This is a genomic window from Allobosea sp. NPDC055594, assembly GCF_053618995.1.
On the sequence record NZ_JBSHIO010000029.1, the window covers coordinates 1 to 20,724 of the forward strand.

Genomic DNA, 20,724 nt, shown 5'->3' on the forward strand with positions numbered 1-20,724 from the left:
CTTGGGCAGCATGCTGTTCACGATGTCGATGCGGATATGCTCCTTCACCTGCAGCGTCCAGGAGGCGCAGAGCAGGAAGACCGCACCGAACAGCACCCATTGCAGCTCGAGCCAGGCATTGGAGGAGACGCTGAAGAGCTTGCGGACGATGGCGTTGACGGTAGCGACGATGACGGCGAGCAGGATCAGCCAGGCGACCTTCTTTCCGATCTCGCGATTGATCTTGTCGATCACGCGGCTGAAAGCGAGTGGTCCTTCCACTGCAGGCCTCCCTGGCATCTGGCGATTATGGCAGCATCATGCGCCGCAAGAAGGGCGGTTATACCAATGCTACATGGCGCGCAAGATTATGTCTGAGGCACGCTGTGGATCAGCGTCCGAAGCGCAGCGCGAGCAGCGCCACCGCAAGCATCAGCCACATCATCGCCATCAGGGCTTGCGGCCAGACGATGACTGCCGCGCTGATCACGATCGTCGCCAGCGCGCCGGAGCCGAGCTGGACGGCACCCATAAGACCGGCTGCCGAGCCTGCGAGTTCGGGCCTGGCCGAAAGCGCGGAAGCCGTCGCGCCGGGTATTGTCAAACCGTTGCCGATGGCGTTCAGGGCAAGCGGCAGGAACAGGGTGAGCGGCGTCCAATGCGCTGACAGCGAGATCGCGAAGGCGGCGCTCAGCGCGACGAAGGAGATCGCCAGCCCGATCCGCACCATCCGCGCCGTGCCGACCCGGATCGCGAGGCGCGACATCGCGAAATTGCCGATCATGTAGCCGAGGGCGTTCAGGATGAAATAGGCGCCATAGACGTCGGAGCCGCGCCCCATCGTCTCGACGACGATGAAGGGGGCGGCGGCGATGAAGGCGAAGAAGGAGGCTGAGGTCATCGCCAGCGCGACGACGTCGATGATGAAGCCGCGGTCGGCGGCAAGCGCGGGGAAGGCCCGGAAAACACCGAGCAGCGAGGTGCTGACGCCGAGATCAGGCGCGGTTTCGGGCAGGCGCAGCGCGGTCAGCGCCAGTACCGCCACCCCGGCCGCGGTCATCGTCCAGAAGATCATCCGCCAGCCGAACCAGGTCTCGATATGCCCGCCGACATAAGGGGCGAGCATGGGGGCGACGACCATCACCATCGTCACCGAGGCGATCTGCCCGGCCGCCTCGTCGCGGCTCGACGTGTCGCGGATGATGGCGCGGGCGAGAGCGAAGGTCGTTCCGGCGCCCGCGCCTTCCAGCACCCGCGAGAACAGCAGCGTCTCGGTGGTCTCGGCGAGCGCCCCGAGTGCCGAGCCGGCGATGAAGGCGACGATGCCTGCTAGCACGCAGGGGCGTCGGCCGAACCGGTCGGAGAGCGGGCCGACGACGAGCTGCGTCGCGGCGACGGCGACGAGGAACAGCGTCAGGGTCAGCTGGATCGTGGCGTAGCTGGCCGAAAAGGCCCGCGCCAGCGCCGGTGTCGCCGGCGCGACCATGTTGAGGGCGATCGGCTGCAGCGTCGAGATCGCGACCAGGATCAGCAGGGTCGGGCGCTTCGGGCTCATCGCGGCTTGCCGCCTTCCGGTGTTTGCCGCGGCATCCGCGCCGCGAAGGCGAGAATGCCGCTGCGATTCTGGGCGGCGGTAGCCAAGGCAAGCTCCAGTCGGACGAGATGGGCTCAGGCGTCGAAGCGGGCGAGCGCGAAGGGGGAAAGATCGAAGGGCGTCCGGGCGCCGGTGCTGAGATCGGCGAGGATCTCACCGATCGCGCTGGCGAACTTGAAGCCATGGCCGGAGCAGGCTGACGCGAAGACGGCTTGCGGCACGCCCGGGACGGTGTCGATCACGAAGCCCTCATCGGGCGAGACGGTATAGACGCAGCCCTTCACGGTGAGGGGATCGCCGGCCGCGTCGGGCAGATAGCGCGCCAGGCATTCGCGGATCAGGCGCAACTGAGTGGCGCTCGGCGTCCGGTCGGGGTCGCGCGGATCCATCGGCTCGCGCCCGAAATGCGGCCCGCCAAGCTTGAAGCCGGGATGCTCATAGAGCGGGAAGCCGTAGAAATTGCCTTCCTCGACGGTGAGGATGAAAACCGGGAAGACGCCCTCGCGGAACAGTTCGGGCCGGCGCGTGGTGAACCAGCCGATGGCCTGGCGCACGGTTCTGACGCGCGTTGCCAGGGCTGGGACCGCGTCGGCGATCCAGCCGCCCGAGGTGATCACCAGCCGACCGGCCGAATAGTTGCCGCGCTCGGTGCGCACGACCACCCCGCCATCGGCGGTCGGGCGCCAGTCGAGCATCGGCTCGCCAGTGCGGATCTCCGCGCCTTTCGACTGGGCGAGGCCGACATGGGCGAAGATCGCCTTCTCCGAGGCGACGAAACCGCCATCGGGCTGCCAGAGCGCCTGGTGCCCGGCGGGGAGCTGGAAGGCCGGGAAGCGCCTGGCGATCTCGTCATGGCCCAGCACCTCATGCTCCAGGCCGTGGTCGAGGCAGGATTGCAGCGAGGATTCGACGGGGCCGGCCCCTTCCGGCGCCAGATCGAGCGAGCCGGTGACATGCAGCAGCTTCAGCCCCGCGGCCTCGCCGGTCTCGCGCCAGAGTTGGTGCGCCCGGCGCACGATCGGCACATAATGCGAGCCCTCGAAATAAGCGAGGCGGATGATCCGGGTCAGCCCGTGCGAGGAACCCATGGCGTGGCCGAGGTCGAAACGCTCGAGCCCCAGCACTCGCAATCCACGCTTGGCCAGATGCCAGCAGGCGGCCGATCCCATGGCGCCGACGCCTGCGACGATCACGTCGTAATGGGGCGCAGTCATTGCTGTCATCATCCTCGGCAGCGGGCCGGTCGTGGCCGGAAAACGGGCTTAATCTAGTCCGGCTGGCCAGTCCCGGTCCATGCCCGCCGCCCGCCGCGCGCATATGCGCGGTGGGCTCATCCTCGCCGCGCTGCCCGAGGCCATAGCGCGGTGGAGGGTGACCAGCAGAGGATTTGTTAACGCTGTTTGCTGCAAACTGGGCCGGTATGCGCCTTTTTACGGGAACGGCCTATGCTTGCTCGCTCAGTTCGGCGTCTGTTGGGCCGCGGCGGCCCTGCCATGCCGGCCACTGGGGCGGTGGCGCTGGCCGAGCCTGTGGTCGCGCCCGCACCGCCGGAAGCGCAGCCCGAGCCGCCTATCGGCGAAGCCATCAACGAACTCGAGAACGACGTCGTCGCCGCGATGCGCCGGCTGAATGACGGGCTCGACCGGGCCGAGGAGTTTTCCGCCCGTTCCGAAGCGCGTTCGCGCGAGATTCATGGCGGCATGGCCGAGCTGCGCGATGTGACTTTCACCGCCAGCACGAATTCCTCGGCGCTTGCCAGCGCCACCCTGCAGGTTTCCGAAGCGGCCGAACGGGTCGGGGCTTCGATGCTGGGCGCCAGGGACATGCTCGACAGCGCCGCGACCCGCGCCGCCGAGGCCGCTCGGATGATGAGCGACCTGGCGTTGGCGACCAGCGAGATCCGCTCGATCGTCGATGCGATCGCCGACATCGCCCGCCAGACCAATCTGCTCGCCCTCAACGCCACGATCGAGGCGGCGCGCGCCGGAGAGGCCGGCCGGGGCTTTGGAGTGGTGGCGCAGGAGGTCAAGTCGCTCTCGCTCGAAGTCCGCGACGCGGTCGAGGATATCCGCGGCCGGGTCGATCGGCTGCACCTGAGCGCGCAGGGCTCGGCCTCCTTCGTCAGCGATGCCTTCCGTCTGGTCGGCGATGTCAATCCGGTGATGGCGACGATCGGCGAGGCCTCGCAGGAACAAGCCGCTGCGGCGGCGGAGCTCTCGCGCTCGGCCGAGGTCACAGCCCGTTTCATCGAGACGGTCCAGCAGCGCGTCAGCGATGTCGACCGGGTCGCGCTGGCGGCGGCGGACGAGAGCGCCGGCGCGCGCAGGGCACTGTCGGAGGGGGCGCGCCAGGCTGACGGCCTGCTCGAGCGCTTCGTCCCGACCTTGCGTCAGACGCTGTTCGCCGATCGGCGCCGGCATGACCGGTTTCCGACCGAGCTTCCTGCCGTTCTGGCGGTTGCGGGTCAGAGCCACGCCTTGCAGACCATCGATCTCGGCTTCGGAGGCACGCTGCTCGCCTGCGCCGAAGAGCTGCGCCTGCCTCTGGGCGCGCCGGGCGAGATCACCATTGACGGCCTGCCGGCGCTCGCATGCCGGGTCAAGGCGCGCAGCGATCTTGGATTGCATATCGCCTTCGAGGACGATGACGGTCAGGGCTCGGCGGCGCTGCGCCAGCGCCTGGCCGTGGTCGAGGACGGCTATCGTCCGCTGATCGAAAGAGCGCAGCTGTTCTCGCGCCAGGTTGCGCTCGCCTTCGAGGATGCGCTCGGCCGGCGTCAACTTGGTGAGGACGATCTCTTCGATACCGAGTATCAGTCCCTGCCCGATACGGAGCCTCCGCAGTTCCGCAACCGTGCCCTGCCGGTCCTGCAACAGATCCTGCCACCCGTGCTGGCCGAAGCGTTGAAGAGCGATACCCGTCTGGTTTTTGCCGTCGCGATCGACCGCAACGGCTATATCCCGGTACATCACCCGCAATACTCGCAGCCGCAGCGCCCCGGCGACCGCGGCTGGGACCCCGCCTATAGCCGCGACCGGCGCATTTTCGACGACCGCGCCGGCATCATGGCGGCCCGCTCGACCAGGCCCTTCCTGGTCCAGTCCTATCATCGCGACATGGGAAGCGCGGGCATGCAGCTGATGCGCGAGGTCGATGCGCCGCTGCGCATCAATGGCCGCCATTGGGGCGCTGTGCGCATGGCCTACCGGATGTGAGGCCTCGCTGCGCGGCGGGAGCCGGTTTCAGCGCCGGCCCGCCAGCAGGATCGCGTCGATCAGCCGCTGGGAGGCCAGCGCTTCCTCGCCGGTGACGACGGGCTCGCCCTCGCTCTCGATCGCATCGAGGAAGTCCGCGATCACCGCCCGGTGCGCATCATGCGGGAAGTCCATGATGTTGGCCCCGGAGCCGGTGCTGCCCTCTGCCTCCACGGTCTCGCGGCGTCCATCGAGGAAGGAGAGCTCGAGCCGTCCGCCGACCAGTGCCGCATGGCCCAGGCGGCCGATGATCTCGATGCGCTCGGGGTGGCCGGGATAGGCCGCGGTGGTGGTGACCAGCGTCGCCGGGGCGCCATTGGCGGTTTCCAGCAGCGCGCCGACATAGTCCTCGGTCTCCATCCTGTGCAGCCCGGTGGTGCGGATCTGGGCGGCGACGACGCGCGAGACGCCGACCAGCGAGCGGAACAGGTCGAGCGAGTGGATCGCCTGTGTCAGCAGCACACCGCCTCCGTCGCGAGCGAGCGTGCCGCGGCCCGGCTCGTCGTAATAGGATTGCGGCCGCCACCACGGCACCTGCAGCAGCGCGGCCTCGACCTCGCCGAGCTCGCCACCGTCGAGCGCCGCCTTCAGGCGCTGGCTCGCAGGCCGGAAACGGTGCTGCAGCACGACGCCCAGCACCTTGCCGGCCTGCCTCGCCGCCGCGACAAGTTCCCGGCCCCGCGCGGCCGTCAGCTCGAGCGGCTTCTCGACCAGCACATGCTTGCCGGCTGCAAGGCAGCGCTCCGAAACCGCGAGATGGCTGGAAGGGGGTGTGAGCACGAGCACCGCTTCGACGGCGGGGTCGGCGAGCACCGCCTCGATCTCGGTCGTGCCCGGAAAGGGGAATTGCTGGCGGTAGGCGTCGAGCCGCTGCTGCGAGCGGCTGACGACATGCCGGACATCGACCCGCTCCGCCAGGTCGAGGAGGCTGCGCGAATGGGGCAGGGCGGCCGGTCCCAACCCGATGACGGCGATGCCGATCTTGCGTGTCATTTCGCTTCGGTTCCTCCGATCGGCAAGCGTACGGCCCGGTCCTGCGCATGCAGGGCGAGCCGGCAGACCGTGAAGACATGTCTTTGCGTGACCGCCCGCTCGCTGCGATTTGCGACATCCGCGATGAGGTCACGGAAATAGGTCAGAGGCTCGCCGGAGGCGTCGATATGGCGGGTGCCGGCCTTGTCGACCAGAAAGAGATGGTCGGTGCCCGGCCGGCCGGCGATGTCGAGATATTTGCGCAGCTCGATCGTGCCCTCGGTGCCGAGGATGGTGAGCCGGCCGTCGCCCCAGGTCGGCAGCCCGTCGGCGGTGAACCAGTCGACGCGAATATAGCCGCTAGCCCGGTCGCTGCGCAGCAGCACCTCGCCGAAATCCTCGAAATCCGGCAGATCGGCCGAGCCGAAATGGCCAACGCCGGAGGCGACGATTTCGGCATCCTGCGAGCCGGTGAAATGCAGGAACTGGTCGATCTGGTGCGAGGCGATGTCGGTCAGGATGCCGCCGAAATACTGCTTGTCGAAGAACCAGCCCGGCCTGATTGCCCGGTTGAGCCGGTGCGGGCCGAGGCCCAGGGTCTGGGCGATCCGTCCGATCGCGCCATCGGCGATCAATTTGCCGGCGACGATCGTCGAAGGGACGATGAAGCGCTCGGAGAAGCAGACCGAGAAGATCCGGCCGGTTTCGGCGACGGCGTGCTCGACCGCCGCGAGTTGCTCGAAGGAGGTGACGCCCGGCTTGTCGACCATCACGTCCTTGCCGGCGCGCATCGCCCTGATCGCGAGCGGCCCGCGCTCGGAGGGGATGCCGGCACAGACGACCAGCTCTATCGTCGGATCGTCGAGCAGCTCGTCAGCTCGCGCCTCCGCGAGCTGCGGGAAGCGCTCGCGGAAGCCGGCGAGCACGCGCGGATCGCTGGTCGCAGGATCGAAGCCGGCGCAGTCCGCGCCGGCGTCCAGCAGGCCACCGACCATGTGGTAGATATGGCGATGGTCGAGGCCTATGGCGGCGAAACGCATTCGCCGCCTCTCACTTCGGCGCGCGCCCGGCGCCGATCTCCTGGTCCCAGCGCCGGAAGGCGGCGACCAGGCGTTCCGGCGTCAATGGCGGGCGGGTCGGCAGGCTGGCGATCAGCCCGTCATATTCGGGCCGGCCGAACTCCTTCAGCACGTCCTGGCTCTCCTGCGGCGCCATGGCGAGGGTCACGCCCTTGATCGCCGGGCCGGGATAGAAATAGCCCTTGTCATAAGTCGCCGCCTGCGATTCCGGCTTCAGCAGATGCGACATCAGCGCCAGGATCACCGGGATCTTGGCCGCCGCCACGCCCTTCGGGATGCACATGAACTGGGTGTCCGGAATCCAGTGCGTGTTGGCGATGGTGAAGACCTTGGCCCCCTTCGGCACGATGCCCAGCGCGCGCGGGTTGATATCCCAGCCCAGCGTCGAGACGATGCAGTCGCGCGTGCCGTCGCCGAGTTCCTTCATCGTCGCGGCGGTGCCGGTCGGATAGTAGTCGATCGCCGTGCCGAGCTCCTTGAGATAGGCCCAGCTCTTGGCCCAGCCGTTCATCGGGTCGGTCGGGTCGCTGTCGCCGAGGATGTAGGGCATGCCCTGCAGGAAGGTCCAGCCGGGGCCGGAATTGAGCGGGCGGGCATAGGTGAAGCGGTTCGGGTTCTGCTTCACATAGGCGAGGAACTCCTCGGCCGTCTTCGGCACTGTCTTGAGCTTGTCGGGCATGTATTCGAACAGCGGCCCGGAGGGCGAATAGACCACGGCGACGCCTTCGTTCTGGCCGAAATTGCGCTGCATCATCAGCGCCTGCTCGTGATAGACATCCTCGGCCTTGGGCAGGCTCGCAGTGTGCGCCTTCCAGACGTCGACCCACAGCCCCTGCTGGATACCGTCCGACATCGCACCCGGCCCGGTCAGCACCATGTCGATGTCGACGCGGTTGGCGTCCTGCTGCGCCTTGAGCTTGGCGGGCAGTTCCGGCGAGGGGGCTCGCGAAAAATTCAGCCGCGAGATCAGCTTCGGATTGTCCTTCGCGAATTTCTCGATCGAGATCTGCGTCAGCTGCAGATTGCCGGCGACGTCGATGATGTTGAGCATCACCGGGCTCGACGGCATCGCGCCCTGGGCGAAGGCGCCGCCTGCATGCAGGGCGGCTAGGCTGGAAGCGCCGGCGATCACACTGCGTCGTGTCGGATTGGCCATGTCCCGTTCCCTCTGTCTCGGTCCATTTTTGCTGCGACCTTGGCATGTATACTAGTGCACAAGGAACGGACGGCAAGCGGCAATGGCGCGAAAGGAGAAGGCGCGGGGCGGGTCGGCCCAGGCCGGATGGCGGGTCAGCCCGGGCGCTGCTCCAGCCATTCCAGCAGCAGCACATAGCTGACGGCGAGGAGGACGGGGCCGACGAACAGGCCGAGAAGCCCCTCGGCGATCATGCCCCCGATCACACCGAACAGGATGATCGGCATCGGGACTTCCAGCCCTCGGCCGAGCAATAGCGGCCTGAGAACGTTGTCGCTGAGCCCGGCGACGACGTTCCAGATCAGGAAGATCACCGCCGGCTGCGTCGGTTCGGTGAAGAAGACATAGGCGACGACCGGCAGCGTCAGCAGGATCAGCGGAATCTGGATGATGCCGAGCAACAAGGCGACGAGCGTCAGCGGGCCGGCGGCCTGTAGCCCGATTGCGAAGAAGCCGAGCCCCAGCAGAAACGACTGGACCAGGGCGACGCCGACCACGCCGAGACCGACGCCGCGGATCGTCGCCGCGGTCAGGTTGGCCAATCGCTCCGTCCGCTCTTGGCTTCCCGTGACGCGCAGCAGCACGCGCCGGACCAGGGCAGCGGCATCCAGGCCATAGGCGAGGAGGACGGCGGCGATCGCGAATGAAACGATGAACGACAATTCGCCGATCACCAGCCGGCCCGCGAACGAGCCCAGCCAGGCGAGCGGGCCCGTCAGCAGGTGCCCGTATTTCGCCAGGACGGCTGGCAGATTGGCGGCGATGAGCGTCCAGTTCTCCGCCAGTTTCGCGCCGACAACCGGTACGCCTTCGAGCCAGAGCGGCGCCGGCGGAAAGCTCAGGTCCTGGCCCTGCAGGCTCGAGATCAGCGAGTAGAGCCAGGTCGCCAGGGACGTTACCATGAGCGCCGTCGGCCCCAGCAACAGCGTGACGCCGAGCACGCCGATCAGCAGGGCCGACCAACGGTTGCCGAGCCGCGGCGACAGGCGGCGATGCAGCGGATAGAGCATCACGGACAGGATCGCCGACCAGATCAGCAGAAAGACGAAGGGCAGGACGATGCGGGCGCCGGCATAGGCCAGGATGGCCACGAGCCCGACCCGGATCGCCGTGTCGATGATGGTCGAGACCGGGAACGCCTGGCCGGTTTCCGGCGCCTTCCTGTCCATCGATCTGTCCCTTGATCAGATCCTTGGGCGAGCCCGCGCCTCTTCGGCGCGGCCCGGCCGTAATGGTCGTGGCCCGTCCTTAACAGAGCGAAGAGGAGGCGCTGCTCCGCGGCTGCCGCGGAGCGGAAGCTTTTAGCGCCTGCCGGCCCGATTGACCGGACCGCCGCGGTTCATCGGGGTCCCCGGCCTCACGCCGACGCCCGGGGCGCCGACGCCGGGCGTTGCGACGGCGCGCGCCACCGGCCGTGGTGCCAGGGCCACGCCGGGCCTGGCGACACAGCCGACGGGGTAACCGATATAGGTGCAGTAGACGACCGCGCCGGCCTCTTCTGTGCTCGTGCCGACGAATGCGATCGCCAGCGCCGCCAATGTGATCGGGAGCTTCATATCAACCTCCATCGACTGTCTTCGTGCAGGCAAGATGGACGAACGCCGGCGAAGTTTAGGACCCAGGTCAGGCCGACGCTCATCATAACTGGATTCCAGCCCGGGGGCATCCGCTCGGCCGCCCCCGTCGATGCTGCAGCCTAATTCAACTTCGGGACTTTCGAAACGGGTGGCCTTTGGGCTTGCGCGAGATTGCCTCCTCCATCTTCCGGTAGAGCAGGGCGCTGTCTGCAGCGGGCGGAGCGGAGCGCGCAGGTCGGCGAGGCACTCATGGAGAGTGCGGCCCAGCCGTATGCGGTGGCAGCCCTCGAAATCGCCTCAGATCCCCGCAATGTCGACAGCGTTCGCTATGAACGCGACGTCATCGCAAAGGCTGCAATCGGGTGGGGGGAATGCGCGAAATCGGAGCCGGCCCGGCTGGTGCGCTCATCCTGTTTTTTGCTCGCTTCATCACGGCGGTTCGCGGGCGCTGGGACGGCATCGCACCGACCGACGAACAGCGAGTCTATTTCGCCAACCATGCCAGCCACGGCGATTTCGTCTTGATCTGGACTGTGCTGCCGCGCCGCCTGCGCTTCGTGACCCGGCCGGTCGCTGGCAGCGATTACTGGCTGAAGAGTGGCCTGCGGCGCTTCATCGGCCGCGATGTCTTCAACGCCGTCCTGATCGACCGTGACCCCACCACCCGAACGAGCGATCCGATCGTCCAGATGAGCGAAGCGCTCGATGCCGGCGCCTCCCTCATCGTCTTCCCGGAAGGGACGCGCAACACCACGGACGCATCGCTGCTGCCGTTCAAGAGCGGGCTGTTCCATCTGGCGCAGGCGCGCCCGAACGTGGCGCTCGTGCCGGTCTGGATCGACAATCTCAACCGCGTCATGCCGAAGGGCGAGTTCGTGCCGGTCCCACTGGTCTGCACCGTCACCTTCGGCGCGGCCCTGTCCGTCGCCGAGGGCGAGACGAAGCAGGATTTCCTGGCGAGGGCTGAGGCCGCGCTGCTCGCTTTGTCACCGAAGGCGAACGCGTCATGACGATGCCGCATCCCGATCTTCTCGCCGTATTGGCCGGCCTGCTCGGCGTCCTGATCGTGGCCTCCACGATCGGCTATGTGCTGCAGCGCCGCCTCTCGCCCGACGGCTCGAACGCCGTGGTCGAGAACCTGAACGATCGCATCCGCGCCTGGTGGATCATGATCGTGCTGATGGGCCTGGCGCTGATCGGCGGCAAGACCGGCGTCACGCTACTCTTCGCCTTCTGCTCCTTTGCGGCGCTGCGGGAATTCATCACGCTGACCGACACGCGACGCGCCGACCATTGGGCGCTGGCGGCCGGCTTCTTCGTCGTGCTGCCGGTGCAGTATTATCTGATCTGGATCGAGTGGTACGGGCTCTACTCGATCTTCATCCCCGTCTACGCCTTCCTGTTGATGCCGATCCTTGCCTCGCTGCGCGGCGACACCGAGCATTTTCTCGTGCGGATCGCCGAGGTGCAGTGGGCGCTGATGATCTCCGTTTTCTGCATCTCGCATGTGCCGGCGCTGCTCAGCCTCGATATTCCCGGTTTTCAGGGGCGCAATGTCCTACTGATCGCCTTCCTCGTCATCGTCGTGCAGATGAGCGACGTGCTCCAATACGTCTGGGGCAAGCTGCTCGGCCGCACCAAGATCGCGCCGAGGCTGTCGCCGTCCAAGACGGTCGAGGGCTTCGGCGGCGGTGCGCTCAGCGCGACGGCGGTCGGCGCCGCCTTGTCCTGGATGACGCCGTTCACGCCGCTGCAGGCGGCGTTCCTGGCGCTGGCCATCGTGCTGATGGGCTTTTTCGGCGGGCTGGTGATGTCGGCGATCAAGCGTGATCGCGGCATCAAGGATTGGGGCCATCTGATCGCCGGCCATGGTGGCTTCCTCGACCGGCTCGATTCGGTGGTGTTCTCCGCCCCGATCTTCTTCCATCTCGTTCGCTATGGCTGGTCGGCGACGTGAGTCCGCCGCTCGCGCGCCTGATGCGAAGCAGCATCGTCCATGTCGGCTTCGCCTTCCTCGCCATGGGGAGCTGGGCGGCATTTGCCAACCGAGCCCATCCGATGCCGGCGCCGCTCCTCGCCGGGCTGATCCAGGGCACGCTGTCGGCACTCATCACGCTGCTGCTGAAACGGGGCATCGAGTATCTCGCCAGCCGTTTCACCGGATTGACCGCGCTTCTGGCGCCGCCCCTGATCGCCGGTCTCGTTTCGGCCAGCCTGCTGGCCGCCATCCACATGATCGGCGGCACGCCAGAGATCGCGAGGACGATCGCCGTCCCGCTGACGGTCGCGACCAGCTATGCGGCGCTCTACAATCTCTCGCTGTGGCGGGGCAGGAAGGCGATGGACCATGGCGCAGGATAGCGATCGACGCCCGCTCGCGAGCCGCGACACCGGCTGGGCCCGGGGCATTGCGCGCCGCCTGAGCGCCAGCGGCATCACGCCGAACCAGATTTCGATGGCCAGCATGGCGATGGCGGCCTGCGCCGGCACCGCCTTCTGGCTTGCAGGTACTGCGGCGTCTGGGCCGCGCACCGCTCTGCTGCTTGCTGCGGCCTTGTTCTGCCAGCTCAGGCTGCTCTGCAATCTCTTCGACGGCATGGTAGCGATCGAGGGCGGCAAGCAGGAGGCCGACGGCCCGTTCTGGAACGAGTTTCCGGATCGGGTCGCCGATATCCTGATCCTCACCGGCGTCGGCTACGGGATCGGCCTGCCGGCTCTGGGCTGGGCCGCCGCCGCTTTTGCCGTGCTGACTGCCTATACCCGCGAGCTCGGGCGCAATTGCGGGCTGCCGGCCAACTTCTCCGGCCCGATGGCGAAGCAGCACCGCATGGCGACGATCACCGCCGCGGCGCTCCTCTCACTGCTCGAGCCGCTATGGCGCGGACAGGGCGAGGTGTTGGAGATCGCGCTCTGGCTGATCGCGGTGGGCGCGGCCGTGACCGCTCTCAGGCGGGCGGCGAAACTCGTGCGTGCATTGCGGGCTCGCTGAGTTCGCTCGGAGTCACCGTCCTTCAGCCGCCGGTCACGCTCATATGCCGGCCTACCGCCGCGCGCGGACGGCGCCGGTCGATCACGAAGTCGTGGCCCTTGGGCTTGCGTGAGATCGCTTCCTCCATCGCCCGGTAGAGCAGGGCGTCGTCGCTGGAGGCGCGGATGGGGCTGCGCAGATCGGCGGCGTCCTCCTGGCCGAGGCACATATAGAGCGTGCCGGTGCAGGTCAGGCGCACCCTGTTGCAGCTCTCGCAGAAATTATGCGTCATCGGCGTGATGAAGCCGACGAGGCCGCCGGTCTCGGCGACCTTGACATAGCGCGCTGGCCCGCCGGTCCGGTAGGGATCATCGGTGAGCGTGTAGCGATCCATCAGACGGGCGCGGACCACCGAGAGCGGCAGGAACTGGTCGAGCCGCGCCGGCTCGATCTCGCCGAGCGGCATCACCTCGATCAATGTCAGATCCATGCCGAGCCCGTGGGCCCATTGCATCAACCCCTCGATCTCGTCCTCGTTGACGTCCTTCAGCGCGACCGCGTTGATCTTGACGCGCAGGCCCGCGGCGCGGGCCGCCTCGATCCCCGCCAGCACCTTGGAAAGGTCGCCCCAGCGCGTGATCTTGCGGAACTTCTCCGGATCGAGCGTATCGAGCGAGACGTTGACTCGGCGCACCCCGCAATCCGCCAGCTCCTGCGCATAGCGGGAAAGCTGCGAGCCGTTGGTGGTCAGCGTCAGCTCGTCGAGCGCGCCCGAGGCCAGATGGCGCGAGAGCGAGCGGAACAGGTTCATGATGTCGCGCCGGACCAGCGGCTCGCCGCCGGTGATGCGCAGTTTCCGCGTGCCGCGCGAGACGAAGGCTGTGGCGACCCGGTCGATCTCCTCCAGCGTCAACAGGTCGCGCTTCGGCAGGAAGGCCATGTCCTCGGACATGCAATAGACGCAGCGGAAATCGCAGCGATCCGTCACCGAGATGCGCAGATAGGAGATGTCGCGGCCGAACGGGTCGACCAGCGGCGCACGCGTCAGCGGCATATGGGAATTGATCAGCACTCTGGTTTCGTCTCGCCAGCGTTTCCACCAAGCGCTGCTCGCACGTGCGTGGTGGCAGCCGCATCACTATAACAAGGACAGAGATTGGCACCGGCACGGCCGGCGTCAATAGCTGCAAATGCCACATCACCTTGGTGAAGAACGAAGATGTCCACCTGGCCGACCGAAATACGCCTGTCCAAGGACCGGCGGACCCTGCATGTCTCCTTCGAGGACGGGGAGCACTACGAGCTTGCCGCCGAGCTGCTGCGCGTCGAGAGCCCCTCGGCCGAGGTCCAGGGCCATGGCCCGACCCAGAAGCAGACCGTGCCCGGCAAGCGCGAGGTCGAGATCCTCAAGGTCGAGCCGGTCGGTCACTATGCCGTGCGCCTGACCTTCGACGACATGCACGACACCGGCATCTATGGCTGGGACTATCTGCGCGAGCTCGGCCGCGACGGCGAGGCGAAGCTGCGAGCCTATCTCGACGAGCTGGTTGCGAAGGGACTCTCGCGGGAACGCGTGAGGCGGGGATAGAGGGCCGCTCAGGCGGCTCCGCCGGGCATCAGGGCTGGATCAGCGGCTTCCCGGCAGTTTCTTCGCCTTCAGCCATTTTCGCAGGCGGGCCTGCGCATTGGCATAGGGCGAGGCGGTATTGAACTGGATCATCCGCCCCATCGTCCATGTCCCATACCAGGGGCGCCCATAGAGAATGGCGTTGTCGCGGCTTGCGATCGCGGCGACGATCGCCCCTTTCGCAGCGTCGAGGCGTTCGAGGAGTTTCGGAAGCGCTACGTCTTCATGGTCACGGTAGAATTTCTGCGCGAGCTTGCCGAGCTCGTTCCATTTGAAGCCGGCTTCCGGGAAGTCGATGGGGTGCCCTGCCGCATCCCGTTCCAGCCATTTCAGCACGAGCTCGTTCCAGCCGACGAGATAGGCGACGAGGTCGCAGGGGCTCATCTGCGTGTCTTTGGCGTGCCCTGGTAGGCTGCGTTCGCGGGCCAGCGGTTCGGGAATGCTCGCCAGCGCGGCAGCCAGTTTTTCGAAGCTGGCGTCGATCAGGCCGAGCAAGGCCTCCTTGTCCTGCGGAACGGCCATCCTGCTTCCCCCGGTGCCAAGACTCCAGAGAGGCGAACCTCTTGGTTCGGCCTGCCTCGACGAGCAATATCCCTCGCCGAGCGCGGGCGGTCGCGGCGGGGCTGTTGCAGCGCCAATGAAAAAGGCCGGCGCGAGGCCGGCCTTCCCGAAATCGGATAGCGGCGCGGCTCAGCGGGCAACGACGACCCGGGTGCCGACCCTGGCGCGCTCGTAGAGGTCGATCACGTCGTCGTTCAGCATGCGGATGCAGCCCGAGGACACAGCCTGACCGATCGTCTCCGGCTCGTTCGAGCCGTGGATGCGGTAGAGCGTCGAGCCGAGATAGAGCGCGCGGGCGCCCATCGGGTTCTCCGGGCCGCCCGGCATGAAGCGCGGCAGGTCGGGGCGGCGCTTCAGCATCTGGGCCGGCGGCGTCCAGGTTGGCCATTCGGTCTTGCGCGAGACGGTCTGAACGCCCGCCCAGTCGAAGCCGGGGCGGCCGACGCCGACGCCGTAGCGGACGGCCTTGCCGTCGGGCAGCACGTAATAGAGGCGGCGCTCGCTGGTGTTGATGACGATCGTGCCGGGGCGCTGATTGGTGGTGTAGGAAACGATCTCACGCGGGATAGCGGTCGCCTGGGCCTTGGCCGGGTCGACATATTGCGTCAGCGGCTGGCGGGTCAGCGGGTCGATCTCTGCGACGGCGACGGTCGCGCTCGCCGAAAGGCACACGCCGGCGAGCAGAGCCAGGTTGGAAAGACGGGTCATTGTGGCCTCGGACGGGAAAGAGCGGTGACGCGTGGGAAAACGGTGACGGAAAAACGTCAATAATTTCCCAAATTTTTGGCAGCAACGCGGCTTTTGCGCAATCGACAGAAGATCACATCGGCGAGACCTTTCGAGCTTTCGGCGTTCCCGTTGCGGCAGCGCAACAGGCCTCCACGCTGCCATCGCCTTGGCGCAATTTGGCCGACTTTCGCAAGCAGCCGCGAAAAAAGGCGATTCGCGGCTGGTCCGGCCGCGTCGCCGGCCGTCGGGCGCGGCTTCCGGGCGCTGGCCCTGGAGCCATGCGGGCATGGAGCTGTCGGATGCCGAGCCGGTCGGCCTTGCGCCCGCAGCCCATTCGAGCGGGCGGGAGGGGCATTGCCGGGTGAGGATCCGAGCCGGCGAGGAGCGGCGCCTCGTCCGAATCGATCCCGATTCGACGAGCGTCGGCTGCGCTCGCCCAGGCGCGGCCAGCCGAGCGCCTGCGACCTGCGGCCGGCCTGGACCGCCTTCCGCGCTCATGCGGCGATGTCCGCGGCGCGGAACCCACGCTGAATCCTGGCCGTACCGTAATGGTTTCGTGCACCGGTCCGCCTCCGGCAGGTGGCCTTTCGCGGTTGTCCCCGGCTCGTCGCCGATGACTGCGACGCCATTCTTGACGCCGCCGCCGATGAGCCCTAGGAGAAGCGCGCTCCGGGCGGCTAGCTCAGCGGTAGAGCACTCCCTTCACACGGGAGGGGTCACAGGTTCGATCCCTGTGCCGCCCACCATCCTTCGGTCATGCCGAGCAGGACGATCGACGAAGCGCCCTATGGTGCTCGGGTGACTTCGTTCCTTTGCCTGCAGTAATGCTTGGTTTGGAGCGAGCGCGCCCGCGTCCGAAATACGGCTATCGATTTAAGTCGTGCGCTGGTTGGCCGATGTCGTCGTCCTGCCGTTGCGCCTTGGTGCCCCTCACCGCCAAGTATAGGCTAGGCCAAGCACGGGCCCGCGTGGATGAGAAGACTCAGAAAGATCGTCAGACCCAGGGATCACGGCCGGCGGATATTCTCGCCTTGCTCCGCGTCGGCGGGCTCGTTCTCATTGTCCACCAGGGCCGCCTGAAGCACGCCGAGAATGTGCCTGATCGTTCCCACCGGTTTTCCGCATGTCTGGCAGCTGAGCAAGCTCCGATCGTCAGTCCATTCGGGGATATCGATGATGGCGGTGCCACAGCCGTCACAAGCGAACTTCCTGTCTCCGAACTGAACGATCAAGGCAGTACCTCTCGGAGAATATGCCGTATTTTTAGGCAAATACGATGATGCATATAACGATTGGCTCGGCAAGCCGCGTTCTGACGCAGCGTTCTCATGATCGACCAGACCGGGCGCGGGACCGGAGCCGGCAGCGTCGCGGCCATGCGGAAGAGCACATCCGGCCCCGATTCGCGCCGGTCGGGTCGGCGATGATCGGCGCTCGGCTTCTGCTCTGCGGGTCTCATAACGCCAGGGGCGCCAGCCGGCGGATGAAGTCCGCCTGCGATTGCGAGCCGGTCTTCGACAGGACACGTTTGAGCTGCGAGCGGATCGTCTCCCGTCCCACCTGGTGCGCGGTGGCGATCTCGTCGACGGAAAGACCTTCGAGAAGCTTCCTCGCCACGTTAGCCTCTGCGCGCGTCAGATCGTAGAGTTCGCAAAGCAGTGAAGTCTCGATCCTCAGGCGCCGGTCCGAGCTCGTGACGACGAGCATCGCCTGCGCCCGCGCGAAGATGTCGCGGGCCTGGCGCCGGATCGGCAGCACGTGGAGTATGAAGGCGGCCCGGTCGTCCCGGCGTGGAACGGCGATCGAGCGCGTGTCGCCGAGGTGATCCTGCCCCAGCTCCGACAGCGCTTTCTGCAGCAGCGCATTGGCGCGGGCGTCGTCGAGCGCGATCTTGTCGCGCGCCCGGATGATGATCTGGCCGAGCAGCGTTTCGAAGCGTGGATTGGCCGCCGTCACCCTGCCGGCCCCGTCGATCAGCGCTGCCGGCGATCCGGCCTGTTCGAAGGCAGCAAGGCTGGCCTGCGCCCGCTGCAGCTGGAGCTTGCTGGCGAGGACCGCCGCCCGCGCCAGGTGCGGACGGATGCCGTCGAGGATCTCGACCTCGCGCCGCGCAACCGGGCCGAGTTCGAATTTCCGTTCCAGGGTGAAGACGATGTTCTCGCCGGAAGCGGCGCGCACATGCGTCGCAGTGCCCCAACCATAGCCTTCGGGGCGCATGAAGTCGGTGTAGAGCGGAACCTGTTCCAACTCCTCGGGGCTGAAGAGATCGAGATCGGTCACGAAGCCGGAGCCTCCATGCGCCAGCAGACCGGCCATGCGGGCGTTCCGCTCCATCCAGCCCTGCGCCAGGAAGCGCTCGAAAACCGGCGCGAATGTCTTGCTGGCGACCCAATTTGTGCCTTGGTCGGTGTGGGCGAACAGCAGCCCTCCTGTACAGCCGGCGATCTCCGCCAGTCTTGCTATCGCCTCGGGCCAGACCTCGGGCACCGCGGCTGCTTCGTAGAGCATCGCCACGGCGTCGGTGAACTCATCCATGGCTGGCATGCATAGGCCTCGTCGCCCCATGACGAAATCGGGGAAGTGGTACGTTCACCATCGTGACGGGACACAGGAAAGGTCAACTGCGTTCGGAACCGATTTCGCCGCCCGGCGTAGATCTCCTGACAAGCAGGGGCTTGGCGCACGGAGACTTGCGCAAGGAGGCTTGGCGATGGCCACGCGGATCAAGGGCTACCCACAATTCGAGCGGGCAATGCACCGCCTTCAGGAACTGTCGGGCTTTCCCGAGGGAAGTCCGGAGCATCGCGAGATGCAGGCGCTGGAGCAGGCGCTTCACGATTGGGAGCAGGGTGAGGGCCGCGCGTTCGACGACGAGAGCGTCTGGCCCGAAGGCCCGCAGCAACACTTCTGCAGCGCGCTGTCGCATGGCGATCCCGCCGTGCAGCGATAGCGGCAGCATTGGCTGATGGGAGATCGCAGCTGGCTTCCGGCTACTATAGCATCGGACTGAAAAGTGGGATCCACTTTTCGGGAAATTCCGATGCGATAACACTGAGATAGATCGCCGTGACCGCGTCCGAACGGACGCGTGGCGATCCAGCTGGGCCTAGAGACAGCTCCGGATGCCGCTCTTGACGAGGTCCTGCCATTCGGGACCGAGGGCCTCGCGGGCGTCGACGGCCTCCTCGGCGCCGGGTTCGCCCTCCCGGAACATGACGACGCTCAGCGACCGGTCATGCGAGCCGGTCGTGACGGTCGGCCCCGGCGCATAGGTCGTCGTCGTGCGATAGACGCCGCCGGACATGGCGCCGGTCGTCTGGAAGCGCCCCGGCATGCGCGTCGTCGAGACATTGTTCTGCGATTGACCGCCGGTGATGACGTAGCGGTCATAGCCGGCGCGCAGCGTCTCGATCGCCGCGCTTTTGGCAGCCACGCGGGCGGCGCCCTGCGCGCCGCATTCGGGCGCGGCGCCTGCATCGATCTGGAGCGTGTTCTGCGAGGTGCGTGTCGCCTGCGCGCTCGCGCAGCCGGCCAGGGCGGCCGCGACCAGGACAAAGGCTATTCTCATTCTAGACGCATCCCCCGTAGCGCCGGGATCCTGCCCGAGCGTCCCGAGGCCGTCTAGAGAGAGTATTCCTCAGCCAATCCAGATGGTTAGCAGTCGGTTTCCGACAATGGTCGCGCCATCGGGCCTGCCGGGGCAGCAGATTAGGCGAGCACCTGGCGCACGGCGTCGGGCAGCGCGTCGAAATGCTGGATCACGCGGTCCGGGCCGAGGCTTTCGATCGGCACGTCGGTATAGCCGAAGGGCACGCAGATCACCGGCAGCCCGGCGGCCCGGGCGGTGTCGATGTCGGTGCGGGAATCGCCGATCATCACCGCGCGGGCGGGGTCGGCGCCGGCCTGGGCCACGGTCTGCGTGAGATGGCGCGGATCGGGCTTGAAGAAGGGGAAGCTGTCACGCCCGGCGATCGCCGCGAAACGGTCGGTGATCGCAAAATGGTCGAGGATCAGCCGCGTGTGCAGGATCGGCTTGTTGGTGCAGACGCCGAAGACGAAGCCTTCCGCGGCGAGCGTGTCGAGCGCGCCGATGACGCCGTCGTGCAGGAAGCTGTTGGGCGCGACCGCCTCGGCGTAGATCGAAAGGAAATCCTCGAATAGCACTTCGAGCTTCTCCGGCCCGAGCGGGCGGCCGCTGACCTTGAAGCCGCGCTCGAGCAAGGCGCGCGCGCCGGCGCCGACCAGTTCGCGGGCTCGCTCGACCGGCAGCGCCGGCAATCCCTCGCGTTCGAGGATGACGTTGAGCGTGCGCATGATGTCGGGGGCGGTTTCGGCGAGCGTGCCGTCGAGGTCGAAAACGACGATGGGAGGCAGGGACATGGCGATCTCTGTGGCTGTGTTGCTCGGCTTAAAGGCCTTCGGCTGCGGCTTGGCAAGGGCAGGCCGGCGCCGGACCTCTTCTGCTCACCCGGCCCCTTCCGCTCACATTGGCGTGCCCGGCAAATTGGCAGGCTCATCCCGGCTGGCCAGCATGATAGTCTGCGGGCGAATCGTCGGAAGGGTCGCAGTGGTGTCGAAGATCTCGGAAAACCCGAAGCGCAGGCTTGGCCGAGCGCTCCAGCTCGCCTGCTGCGCCGCGGCGTTTCTGGCGGCTCCCGCCTTCGCCGCCCCCTTCGAGTTCGCCCCGGCGCCGCAGACCGATCTCAACCGCGTCTACCGGGTCGACAAGGCGACCGGCGAGGTCGGCGCCTGCCAGTTCCAGCTGAAGGAGGGCGGGATCGGCGTCACCGCCTGCTTCCCGGCCGGTGAGGGGGCGGGGCCACAGCCGCCGAGCGACTATGTTCTCGTGCCCTCGCGGCATGAGCGCGAAGGCGGTATTTTCCGGGCGAACGTCCGAACCGGCGAGATGAGCATCTGCTACGTCTTCGACGACAAGGTGGTCTGCACGCCGCAGGCGAAATAGCGGGCATTTCGGCCCGGCTGGACGGCTCCTGCCGGGCGCCCATGCGTGTGATGCGGGCTTTTTGCTGTCGGCAAGCCCGGTGCCCGCATGCTAGAGCGCCGGGCATTCCCTCCGCAATGTCCGAGGCCTGCCATGCTCGAGCTCAACGACCCGTCGCTTTTTCGCTCGCAGTGCTATGTTGACGGTGCCTGGATCGGCGAAGGCGCCGATGTCGTCGACAACCCGG

Annotated in this window: 23 protein-coding genes and 1 tRNA gene; 9 read left to right on the top strand and 15 right to left on the bottom strand. The window is 67.0% G+C overall.

Going from position 1 to position 20,724, the window contains the following annotated elements:
- The 3 genes from ACWGRX_RS26000 to solA all read right to left on the bottom strand — a co-directional run.
- A partial coding sequence (locus ACWGRX_RS26000) for a TRAP transporter small permease subunit (RefSeq protein ID WP_452119918.1) occupies window positions 1-279 on the bottom strand: 279 nt, incomplete at its 3' end.
- A 91-nt stretch (window positions 280-370) separates the two neighbouring features.
- Window positions 371-1,534 (bottom strand): multidrug effflux MFS transporter, encoded by a 1,164-nt coding sequence (locus ACWGRX_RS26005; protein ID WP_452119919.1) that lies wholly within the window; start codon window positions 1,532-1,534, stop codon window positions 371-373.
- A 113-nt stretch (window positions 1,535-1,647) separates the two neighbouring features.
- A complete protein-coding gene (gene solA / locus ACWGRX_RS26010; RefSeq protein ID WP_452119920.1) occupies window positions 1,648-2,787 on the bottom strand; it encodes an N-methyl-L-tryptophan oxidase in 1,140 nt (379 codons plus the stop codon).
- 279 nt (window positions 2,788-3,066) lie between these two features.
- Here solA and ACWGRX_RS26015 point away from each other — a divergent pair, with 279 nt between their 5' ends.
- Entirely contained in the window at window positions 3,067-4,788 is a 1,722-nt protein-coding gene (locus ACWGRX_RS26015) for a methyl-accepting chemotaxis protein (protein ID WP_452119921.1), read from the top strand.
- A 27-nt stretch (window positions 4,789-4,815) separates the two neighbouring features.
- Here ACWGRX_RS26015 and ACWGRX_RS26020 read toward each other — a convergent pair whose 3' ends face one another.
- The 5 genes from ACWGRX_RS26020 to ACWGRX_RS26040 form a co-directional block, all read right to left on the bottom strand.
- Entirely contained in the window at window positions 4,816-5,820 is a 1,005-nt protein-coding gene (locus tag ACWGRX_RS26020) for a Gfo/Idh/MocA family protein (RefSeq protein WP_452119922.1), read from the bottom strand.
- Window positions 5,817-6,839, bottom strand: a complete 1,023-nt coding sequence (locus ACWGRX_RS26025; protein ID WP_452119923.1) for a Gfo/Idh/MocA family protein — start codon at window positions 6,837-6,839, stop codon at window positions 5,817-5,819. The genes ACWGRX_RS26020 and ACWGRX_RS26025 overlap by 4 nt, the downstream gene beginning before the upstream one ends.
- A gap of 10 nt (window positions 6,840-6,849) precedes the next feature.
- On the bottom strand, window positions 6,850-8,034 hold the full coding sequence (locus ACWGRX_RS26030) for an ABC transporter substrate-binding protein (RefSeq protein WP_291650383.1): 1,185 nt from the start codon (window positions 8,032-8,034) through the stop codon (window positions 6,850-6,852).
- A gap of 134 nt (window positions 8,035-8,168) precedes the next feature.
- Window positions 8,169-9,242: an AI-2E family transporter gene (locus ACWGRX_RS26035; protein ID WP_452119924.1), complete on the bottom strand. Its 1,074-nt coding sequence runs from the start codon at window positions 9,240-9,242 to the stop codon at window positions 8,169-8,171.
- Between the two features lie 132 nt (window positions 9,243-9,374).
- Complete coding sequence (locus tag ACWGRX_RS26040; RefSeq protein ID WP_291640621.1) at window positions 9,375-9,629, bottom strand: hypothetical protein; 255 nt, start codon at window positions 9,627-9,629, stop codon at window positions 9,375-9,377.
- A 392-nt stretch (window positions 9,630-10,021) separates the two neighbouring features.
- Between ACWGRX_RS26040 and ACWGRX_RS26045 the strand changes: the two genes are divergently transcribed.
- From ACWGRX_RS26045 to ACWGRX_RS26060, 4 genes are read left to right on the top strand one after another with little or no spacing between them, the layout of a single operon-like run.
- On the top strand, window positions 10,022-10,660 hold the full coding sequence (locus ACWGRX_RS26045) for a lysophospholipid acyltransferase family protein (protein ID WP_452119925.1): 639 nt from the start codon (window positions 10,022-10,024) through the stop codon (window positions 10,658-10,660).
- Window positions 10,657-11,607, top strand: a complete 951-nt coding sequence (locus ACWGRX_RS26050; RefSeq protein ID WP_452119926.1) for a phosphatidate cytidylyltransferase — start codon at window positions 10,657-10,659, stop codon at window positions 11,605-11,607. Before ACWGRX_RS26045 ends, ACWGRX_RS26050 begins: the two co-directional genes overlap by 4 nt.
- A gap of 20 nt (window positions 11,608-11,627) precedes the next feature.
- Window positions 11,628-12,011, top strand: a complete 384-nt coding sequence (locus ACWGRX_RS26055) for a hypothetical protein (RefSeq protein ID WP_452119933.1) — start codon at window positions 11,628-11,630, stop codon at window positions 12,009-12,011.
- Entirely contained in the window at window positions 11,998-12,639 is a 642-nt protein-coding gene (locus tag ACWGRX_RS26060; RefSeq protein ID WP_452119927.1) for a CDP-alcohol phosphatidyltransferase family protein, read from the top strand. The genes ACWGRX_RS26055 and ACWGRX_RS26060 overlap by 14 nt, the downstream gene beginning before the upstream one ends.
- Window positions 12,640-12,661: 22 nt before the next feature.
- On the opposite strand, the gene moaA is transcribed toward ACWGRX_RS26060, so the two are convergent.
- Window positions 12,662-13,672, bottom strand: a complete 1,011-nt coding sequence (gene moaA / locus ACWGRX_RS26065) for a GTP 3',8-cyclase MoaA (protein WP_452119934.1) — start codon at window positions 13,670-13,672, stop codon at window positions 12,662-12,664.
- A 165-nt stretch (window positions 13,673-13,837) separates the two neighbouring features.
- Between moaA and ACWGRX_RS26070 the strand changes: the two genes are divergently transcribed.
- Window positions 13,838-14,206, top strand: coding sequence for a gamma-butyrobetaine hydroxylase family protein (locus ACWGRX_RS26070; RefSeq protein ID WP_452119928.1), 369 nt, complete (start codon window positions 13,838-13,840; stop codon window positions 14,204-14,206).
- A 39-nt stretch (window positions 14,207-14,245) separates the two neighbouring features.
- On the opposite strand, the gene ACWGRX_RS26075 is transcribed toward ACWGRX_RS26070, so the two are convergent.
- Both ACWGRX_RS26075 and ACWGRX_RS26080 read right to left on the bottom strand, forming a co-directional pair.
- A complete protein-coding gene (locus ACWGRX_RS26075; RefSeq protein ID WP_452119929.1) occupies window positions 14,246-14,767 on the bottom strand; it encodes a ClbS/DfsB family four-helix bundle protein in 522 nt (173 codons plus the stop codon).
- Between the two features lie 168 nt (window positions 14,768-14,935).
- Window positions 14,936-15,514 (bottom strand): L,D-transpeptidase, encoded by a 579-nt coding sequence (locus tag ACWGRX_RS26080; protein WP_452119930.1) that lies wholly within the window; start codon window positions 15,512-15,514, stop codon window positions 14,936-14,938.
- A 692-nt stretch (window positions 15,515-16,206) separates the two neighbouring features.
- On the opposite strand from ACWGRX_RS26080, the gene ACWGRX_RS26085 reads away from it, so the two are divergent.
- Window positions 16,207-16,281: transfer RNA gene (locus tag ACWGRX_RS26085), tRNA-Val, on the top strand.
- Between the two features lie 261 nt (window positions 16,282-16,542).
- On the opposite strand, the gene ACWGRX_RS26090 is transcribed toward ACWGRX_RS26085, so the two are convergent.
- Together ACWGRX_RS26090 and ACWGRX_RS26095 are read right to left on the bottom strand one after the other, a co-directional pair.
- Complete coding sequence (locus ACWGRX_RS26090) at window positions 16,543-16,767, bottom strand: hypothetical protein (RefSeq protein ID WP_291640654.1); 225 nt, start codon at window positions 16,765-16,767, stop codon at window positions 16,543-16,545.
- Window positions 16,768-16,990: 223 nt separating this feature from the next.
- Window positions 16,991-18,079 carry a helix-turn-helix transcriptional regulator gene (locus tag ACWGRX_RS26095; protein ID WP_452119931.1) on the bottom strand — a complete coding sequence of 363 codons (1,089 nt, stop codon included), beginning with the start codon at window positions 18,077-18,079 and terminating at the stop codon, window positions 16,991-16,993.
- Between the two features lie 166 nt (window positions 18,080-18,245).
- On the opposite strand from ACWGRX_RS26095, the gene ACWGRX_RS26100 reads away from it, so the two are divergent.
- The gene (locus ACWGRX_RS26100; RefSeq protein WP_291640659.1) at window positions 18,246-18,485 is read left to right on the top strand and encodes a hypothetical protein; all 240 of its coding nucleotides are present in this window, start codon (window positions 18,246-18,248) and stop codon (window positions 18,483-18,485) included.
- Window positions 18,486-18,641: 156 nt separating this feature from the next.
- Here ACWGRX_RS26100 and ACWGRX_RS26105 read toward each other — a convergent pair whose 3' ends face one another.
- Window positions 18,642-19,103, bottom strand: coding sequence for a hypothetical protein (locus ACWGRX_RS26105; protein ID WP_452119932.1), 462 nt, complete (start codon window positions 19,101-19,103; stop codon window positions 18,642-18,644).
- Window positions 19,104-19,243: 140 nt separating this feature from the next.
- On the bottom strand, window positions 19,244-19,915 hold the full coding sequence (locus tag ACWGRX_RS26110) for an HAD family hydrolase (RefSeq protein WP_291650361.1): 672 nt from the start codon (window positions 19,913-19,915) through the stop codon (window positions 19,244-19,246).
- 265 nt (window positions 19,916-20,180) lie between these two features.
- On the opposite strand from ACWGRX_RS26110, the gene ACWGRX_RS26115 reads away from it, so the two are divergent.
- Window positions 20,181-20,498, top strand: coding sequence for a hypothetical protein (locus ACWGRX_RS26115; protein WP_291640667.1), 318 nt, complete (start codon window positions 20,181-20,183; stop codon window positions 20,496-20,498).
- Window positions 20,499-20,724: the final 226 nt, after the last annotated feature.

Coding starts and splice junctions, on each gene's coding strand:
- ACWGRX_RS26005 (WP_452119919.1), bottom strand. CDS start 1,534: ATGAGCCCGAAGCGCCCGACCCTGCTGATCCTGGTCGCGATCTCGACG.
- solA (WP_452119920.1), bottom strand. CDS start 2,787: ATGACTGCGCCCCATTACGACGTGATCGTCGCAGGCGTCGGCGCCATG.
- ACWGRX_RS26015 (WP_452119921.1), top strand. CDS start 3,067: ATGCCGGCCACTGGGGCGGTGGCGCTGGCCGAGCCTGTGGTCGCGCCC.
- ACWGRX_RS26020 (WP_452119922.1), bottom strand. CDS start 5,820: ATGACACGCAAGATCGGCATCGCCGTCATCGGGTTGGGACCGGCCGCC.
- ACWGRX_RS26025 (WP_452119923.1), bottom strand. CDS start 6,839: ATGCGTTTCGCCGCCATAGGCCTCGACCATCGCCATATCTACCACATG.
- ACWGRX_RS26030 (WP_291650383.1), bottom strand. CDS start 8,034: ATGGCCAATCCGACACGACGCAGTGTGATCGCCGGCGCTTCCAGCCTA.
- ACWGRX_RS26035 (WP_452119924.1), bottom strand. CDS start 9,242: ATGGACAGGAAGGCGCCGGAAACCGGCCAGGCGTTCCCGGTCTCGACC.
- ACWGRX_RS26040 (WP_291640621.1), bottom strand. CDS start 9,629: ATGAAGCTCCCGATCACATTGGCGGCGCTGGCGATCGCATTCGTCGGC.
- ACWGRX_RS26045 (WP_452119925.1), top strand. CDS start 10,022: ATGCGCGAAATCGGAGCCGGCCCGGCTGGTGCGCTCATCCTGTTTTTT.
- ACWGRX_RS26050 (WP_452119926.1), top strand. CDS start 10,657: ATGACGATGCCGCATCCCGATCTTCTCGCCGTATTGGCCGGCCTGCTC.
- ACWGRX_RS26055 (WP_452119933.1), top strand. CDS start 11,628: ATGCGAAGCAGCATCGTCCATGTCGGCTTCGCCTTCCTCGCCATGGGG.
- ACWGRX_RS26060 (WP_452119927.1), top strand. CDS start 11,998: ATGGCGCAGGATAGCGATCGACGCCCGCTCGCGAGCCGCGACACCGGC.
- moaA (WP_452119934.1), bottom strand. CDS start 13,672: ATGCCGCTGACGCGTGCGCCGCTGGTCGACCCGTTCGGCCGCGACATC.
- ACWGRX_RS26070 (WP_452119928.1), top strand. CDS start 13,838: ATGTCCACCTGGCCGACCGAAATACGCCTGTCCAAGGACCGGCGGACC.
- ACWGRX_RS26075 (WP_452119929.1), bottom strand. CDS start 14,767: ATGGCCGTTCCGCAGGACAAGGAGGCCTTGCTCGGCCTGATCGACGCC.
- ACWGRX_RS26080 (WP_452119930.1), bottom strand. CDS start 15,514: ATGACCCGTCTTTCCAACCTGGCTCTGCTCGCCGGCGTGTGCCTTTCG.
- ACWGRX_RS26095 (WP_452119931.1), bottom strand. CDS start 18,079: ATGCCAGCCATGGATGAGTTCACCGACGCCGTGGCGATGCTCTACGAA.
- ACWGRX_RS26100 (WP_291640659.1), top strand. CDS start 18,246: ATGGCCACGCGGATCAAGGGCTACCCACAATTCGAGCGGGCAATGCAC.
- ACWGRX_RS26105 (WP_452119932.1), bottom strand. CDS start 19,103: ATGAGAATAGCCTTTGTCCTGGTCGCGGCCGCCCTGGCCGGCTGCGCG.
- ACWGRX_RS26110 (WP_291650361.1), bottom strand. CDS start 19,915: ATGTCCCTGCCTCCCATCGTCGTTTTCGACCTCGACGGCACGCTCGCC.